This is a genomic window from Shewanella sp. MBTL60-007 (genome assembly GCF_019654915.1).
GTDB lineage: Bacteria > Pseudomonadota > Gammaproteobacteria > Enterobacterales > Shewanellaceae > Shewanella.
In genome coordinates, this window is sequence record NZ_BPET01000108.1 from 1 (window position 1) to 6,124 (window position 6,124).

General features: G+C 40.7%; 5 protein-coding genes. 2 read left to right on the plus strand and 3 right to left on the minus strand.

Annotated features, from left to right (window positions below; all coding sequences use genetic code 11):
* The coding region (locus tag K5Q92_RS23185; RefSeq protein ID WP_220771188.1) for an OmpA family protein at window positions 1–1,085 on the plus strand (1,085 nt) is incomplete at its 5' end.
* Between the two features lie 177 nt (window positions 1,086–1,262).
* Entirely contained in the window at window positions 1,263–1,787 is a 525-nt protein-coding gene (locus K5Q92_RS23190; protein WP_220771189.1) for a hypothetical protein, read from the plus strand.
* 129 nt (window positions 1,788–1,916) lie between these two features.
* On the opposite strand, the gene K5Q92_RS23195 is transcribed toward K5Q92_RS23190, so the two are convergent.
* The 3 genes from K5Q92_RS23195 to K5Q92_RS23205 all read right to left on the minus strand — a co-directional run bounded on the left by K5Q92_RS23195 (window position 1,917) and on the right by K5Q92_RS23205 (window position 5,912).
* Window positions 1,917–2,624, minus strand: a complete 708-nt coding sequence (locus K5Q92_RS23195; protein ID WP_220771190.1) for a molecular chaperone — start codon at window positions 2,622–2,624, stop codon at window positions 1,917–1,919.
* Entirely contained in the window at window positions 2,609–5,173 is a 2,565-nt protein-coding gene (locus tag K5Q92_RS23200; RefSeq protein WP_220771191.1) for a fimbria/pilus outer membrane usher protein, read from the minus strand. Before K5Q92_RS23200 ends, K5Q92_RS23195 begins: the two co-directional genes overlap by 16 nt.
* 67 nt (window positions 5,174–5,240) lie before the next feature.
* Window positions 5,241–5,912, minus strand: coding sequence for a fimbrial protein (locus K5Q92_RS23205; protein WP_220771192.1), 672 nt, complete (start codon window positions 5,910–5,912; stop codon window positions 5,241–5,243).
* Between the last annotated feature and the right edge of the window lie 212 nt (window positions 5,913–6,124).

Genomic DNA, 6,124 nt, shown 5'->3' on the forward strand with positions numbered 1-6,124 from the left:
GAATGATGAAGCATGTACTAAAAACGATGTGCCTTGCAACCTTGTTACCTTTAACTGCGATTGCAGCTGACGAAATGACCCCTTGGTATGTTGGTGGTGGTGTCGGGGTTAATAACTATGAACCAAACTGCGATCAAAAAACGATGAAAAAATGTGGCGAAGATGAGCCTTATGCATGGGATATTTTTGCTGGCTATTTGTTTAATGATTATTTTGGTGTTGAGCTTGGTTATCGCCAACTTGGTCGAGCAGAATGGGTAGATTATTCAAACAAGTTAAATGATGTTGGCGCTAAGGGGATGAGTCTTGGAGGCGTTGGATTTTGGCCATTCGCTGAAGACTGGAGTTTGTCGACAGAGGTTGGCTTGCTTAACTACCGTATTTCTAATAACAAGCAATATGGTAGCGAGTATTACAGCGATAGTGGTATTGCGCCGTATATTGGGGCGGGAATAGGTTATAACATTAGTGAAAACTTAATGCTTCAAGTTAAATACCGACGTTATGAAAGCTTAGATGAAGATAAGTGGAAAACGTTAGCGATGGAAAGTAACTACTGGGGCTTAGCGCTGAGTTACCGTTTTGGCAAACAATCAAAACCTGTGGTAACCGCTAAGGACGACGATGGTGATCAGGTGCCGAACAATTTAGATCAATGCATAAATACGCCATCTAAACATAAAGTCGACCATCATGGTTGCACAGTTTATAAAGACATTGAAGAAAGTTTTAATATTGAAGCTAAGTTTGCCAATGACTCTGCGGTAGTGAAGTCGTCTGCATATAGAGATATTAGAAAATTAGCAGTACACATGAAGCAAAACCCTAATACCAAAGTTACTATTTCAGGTCATGCTTCTAATATAGGCAATTCACAGTACAACATGGAGCTTTCAGAGAAACGTGCTGAGGCTGTGGCGAGAGTTTTAACTGCTGAGTATGGGATAGCAAAAAATAGAGTTTCATACAAAGGTTATGGAGATACGCGACCACTGTTTAAAGGCAGCTCTATGGAGGCAAATACTGCAAACCGCCGAATTGAAGCGCGAGTATTTGGTACTAAAAAGGTTCCAGTATTGAAGTAAGCGTTTTACAAATTTAAACTCATTTGCCCACAATATTCATTGTGGGCAAATATTAAAACCGCCTAGCTTTGTTGGCTAATATGCTACTGCTAATTCTCCCGCCCGACTGTACTGAAGTTAGTTTATCTACGTTGTAAACACGATTTTATAATTTTTAATAACAAAGGGGTTGTTATCGTGACTCTTTTTGAAAGCAGTGAATGGCTTGAATACGAGCTGTTTTTATTGTTTGCAGTCGTTTTGCTATTGGCTGCATTTTGGTTTATGTATCGTTATAAAAAAACGGTTTCTTGGATTCTGTTGTCATTAACCTTTACTACAGTTTTGGGTTTAACTCTAAGCCGTTATCAAACGTTGCCATTTTACAATATGGCAAGTCGCCATCAAATAGAAGTCGTAAATGGTATTTTTCGGCTAGGAGAATATACTTTTGCGAATGAGACAGCTAATGGTGTTGACTATCGCAAAATATATTTAGGTGATAGAAACATTAAAATCTACAACTCAAGCTATATGTACAACAGGCGATGTTATCGTGGCTTTTATCGTTCAAGTAGTATCCCTAATAATAGTCTATTACGCTTGCAGATATACTGGTTTACTCAAACGGTAAAACATAAAGATAGACAGTTTAAATTTTTATCTCCTTGTATATTGAAAATTGAGTCAAGCGAGCCAAACTATGGGGTAGACGGCTTCTAAACCTTCCGTAAAATGGGTTTGATGCTCCTTGGTTAACATTGCCCAGTCTTCAAATAAAACTTTAAATAAAAAAGCGTGAGTAAAAACTCACGCTTTTTTATTACCTATTCATCACTTCTATTGAATCTGCTACTGGATAGCATAGCGATATAGTCGTTTAGCGCCGTAATCGTCAATAAAGTTAATTTCAACCTCTTCATATACCAGTGCGTTAGCGCCAATATCAATAGCTTCTTTTGCCATTGGTGGCACCAAACCAGTTTTTGACACTGGTAACATATTGCCACCCAATGATGCTGTATCAATAGTAAAGTAAAAAGGCGTTGGATTATTAATATGCAACTGCTTGCCATCCTCCGATAGTGAAACAGTTACCGCTTTTTCAGCATGGCGACGTTGCTCTTGCAATGCCTCTGTTCGCACAAATACCTTAATTTTTGTACGAATAGCAAAAGCGACTTGGTTGCCCCTTACCCCGTTGTGATCTTTTTTAGCCTTCGGCGGGATCTCTTGTACATTCAAGTAATACAATTGCTCCATGTCACCGCCACCCGATAAGCTCATTACCTTAAGGTCAAGACTACTATCACCAGCTAACTTAGCGAATGAGGGAGAAACAACCAAAGCATGCCCTGGATTATCTCCACTTTCAGTTTCAGCCCATGCCTGCATAGCAAAAGCAATATCACCATGGTTTAACACTTTTAAGACCTGAGTATCTTGAGATAAAACCACCAAGCGAGTTGAGCCTAAGCTAAACCCAGCATGAGCTTGCTCCACAAATAACGATAAAAAGACACTAAAAAAAATCAATAATGATTTCAATTTACAACACATAACAACTCCCCTGCATCAACAAATCCAGCTAAAAAATCTTCAACTTCTGGTTTAAAGGTGAATTTGTAGCGACAACTATTATTCGAAAACTTAACTACCGTATGCATAGAGGTTAGTTTTATCGGTAAAAATATGTCGCCATAAGCCCCCACATAATACTCAGATCCCTCATATTCAAAGTGGGAACCAAAACCAAGTGTTTCTTGGTTTTGCCCGTACAAGGTTGCCTTTAAATATAAAATGCGGTTAGCTTCGAGCTCAACACCAGATAAACGAGCACTTAACGGACGAAGTCGGGCCGTTTGCTGGCTTAACTCAATCCGCCCCTTCCCTTGCGCTTGCGCTCCCGCCGCAGGCATAAACGTCAACGACTGAGGTTGAAAATTACCGTTCAAGGGAACAATCGCTTTGCCATTACCATCAACTGTGACACCATTAATTTCAACGTCATCGCCCATAGCCCCATTTACACTCACCAAAGCTTGCGTTCTCGCCATATCGGAGCCGAAAATAAAGTTTTCACCATCATTAACTATGGTGCCTGAAACCCCACCACTCCATGAATTCATATCAGGTGAATAAAAGCCAGAAAGATGGCTTTGCGCATAACGGCCTCTATAAAACGCCCCTGCCGAAACACGTTGTTGCTCAGTCCCTAGTTGTTGGGTTGCTGAAACGCTATAACTTAAGCGATCAAATGAGCGGGAAAAATCAGCACCGACATTCTCTTGCGAACCATTTGAATCGTACCGCGCAGACACAGCGCCACTGCCTTTATCAAAAAAATCGATTAAAGGCATATTGACTGACAAAAATACATTGGTATTAGCTGTTCCAGTTTGATTAAAGGAGCGCGACACGTTAAGCGAATAATTTAATGCCCCCAAAGATCCACCGTAACCTAAACTGTAATTGGTCGTTCTTTCACTTGAACGCCAATACTCATCGCTATTAAAGCTAAGCGACAAACTGTTATCTAAATAAGGGAGTCGAGTGGTAAAAGAGGCCAAATAGCGGTTTTTAATTTTTTGGCCTTGATAGTTATTGTAGGCTTTATGCTCCATCGCCTCAGAGAAACTGAAATAGTTTTCAGTAGAGTAGCGATAACCCGCCAACTGCAAGTTAGCCATTTGGTTAACGTATTTTGAATAAGTCACACTAACACTATGGCCTAACTCTGAGCCGCTTTCATCGCTCTGAAACAGAGAGCTCGAAATATTGGCTCCCAATGCACCAAACTGGCCAAGGGAAAATGCCGAGCCTATCGTGGTACTGGCATAATCTTCAGCAATCAGCGCGCCAACTGATGGCGTGCCCCATGTAAAACCTCGCGCATAGTCGGCTTGCAAAAAATAGGCGTCAATGTCTTTAACGCCCGAACGAGGCTCATACATACCCAAATTTATCTGATAGTCGTAAGCGTCAGGGGTTAATAGGCCTGGTACAAAGGTATTTTCGAAATAACTAATTTGCTCTGTACCGTCCTGCTCTTGCACCACGATACGTAATCTTTGGTTCGATAAACCTGATAGGTTATCAATAGTAAATGGACCGGCAGCAACAGACTTAGTCGTTAATAACCTTTCGCCTTGATAAACATAAACGGTGGCATTAGTATTCGCGACCCCATTAATGTGCGGAGTATAATAGCGTTGCTGTCGAGATTTTAAGCCATCAACACTCTTTAATGAGGCACCTTTAAAGGCAAAACCTTCAATGTATTGCCCATTTAAGTTGAGCTGGCCAGCGGTAAGCTCAGATTCATATTGAGGTAAAATTTTTGAAAGCGATAATTGGTCAAATTCAATCGCTTCATCGAAGAGATCCCGCGAGTACATGCTGGCATTAACTAAGTAATCGTCACCAAAGGTCCACATTAACTTGCCATTAAATGGCGCAGTATGCTCAATATTATCATTCGAATCGTAGCCAACTACTTTGGCGTTATACATCATCCGCAGAGCTGGTAAGCCAGCAGCAAAAGGGATGTCGTTTTGTTCACTCTCAATTAAGTAGCGCTCACTTGCCCAAATACCCAATTGACTTTTTTGCTTGTGCATTTGAACGTTATATAAGGCTCCTTTATAACCGACCTTCAGTCCCGAGCTTAGCTCATCAAGCAAAACAGGCTTAACTCTCAACCCCAATCGTGCCGTTAGCTCATCTGGCAAACTAAACTTGCCATTTTGTTCTACTAAATAATAATTACCAAAGGACTCATTATTAAGTTTAACCTCATAAATGCCTGTAAGGGGTTTAAGCACCTCCTTAAGATCAACGCCATTACTGCTACCAAACACAAACGAAGTGTTGAATTCCGCTTCTTGCTCATACTCGATTTCGTTTTCAAGTTCATACTCGATCTCGTTTTCAAGCTCATACTCGATCTCGTTTTCAAGCTCATACTCGATCTCGTTATCAAGCTCATACTCGATCTCGTTATCAAGCTCATGCTCGATCTCGTTTTCAAGTTCATACTCACGCTCTACTGCTACAGCAGTATTAGCATAAAACAACATGAGTAATACTAGACGGTGCGACGTATTCATAATGGCAGTCCGAATAAAGCCAGTATTCGCCAGGAAGAAAACACGAATACCGGCTTAAGCTTTTGGTTTACTTGTACGAGACAGAAAAAGTCGCAGTTCCACTAATCGGACCAGGGGCGACAGTGCCAAGAGCATAAGGCTGTGCCGTAAATTGGACCTCACCATTATTTGAGTCGTAATCAACACCATCAGTGGTTGAGACGGTTTTATTTAGAATAGGGGTTACACCGCCTAGTAGGAACTCTATACCCGCGTTTGAAATCGCAGAATCATCAGACGTAATAACATTTGAATTAGGCCCAAAAGTGCTGTTAGTCGAAACCTTAATTTCGGCTCCGCCAGCAAAATCTGCAGGAACACTACAAGTACTCGGGTCTGGGATCAAAGTAACATCTTTAATTGTCCCAAATGCTGAATGAGCACCGCCAGTTAATGTGTTGACGTCACTTACCAGATAAGAGCCTAAGTCTACAACATGATCTGGTGATATCACCCCATCGGTAGCAACTTGAATTTCACAAGTTGTCGTTGAAATTGATCCTATAAAGTTAATAGTCCCGGTATTAGCCGAAGCGTTAGCGCTCAATAAACATGTAGAGGCCAGAGATAAACTTACAATTAGTGATTTAAGTTTCATAATGAAATCCTTTTTATTTGCCGCTTTATCCTCTTTGCTGTTTACCAACAAAAAGAAAGTAAACCTTGCGGCGTCATTAGTGTTTAAAGTTGATGCGTACAAATTTGTTTATCGTCCTAAACTAATCGCAATCCAGATGCTTATATATAGCTATCCAGATGCTTATATAGCTATTAGTGTTACTTCTGAAAAAAACACTTAATCAGCGCTAATTACAACTAGTTTGCATCTGTAAATACAGGCTACTGGCTGTAAATGTTTAAATAGAGAAAGCCTAAAACCCTAAAGCCCCTCCCCTAACACTGAGTTAAGTG

Excerpts from the sequence above, each read along its gene's own strand:
- K5Q92_RS23200 (WP_220771191.1), bottom strand. The coding sequence starts at position 5,173 with ATGAATACGTCGCACCGTCTAGTATTACTCATGTTGTTTTATGCTAAT.
- K5Q92_RS23195 (WP_220771190.1), bottom strand. The coding sequence starts at position 2,624 with ATGTGTTGTAAATTGAAATCATTATTGATTTTTTTTAGTGTCTTTTTA.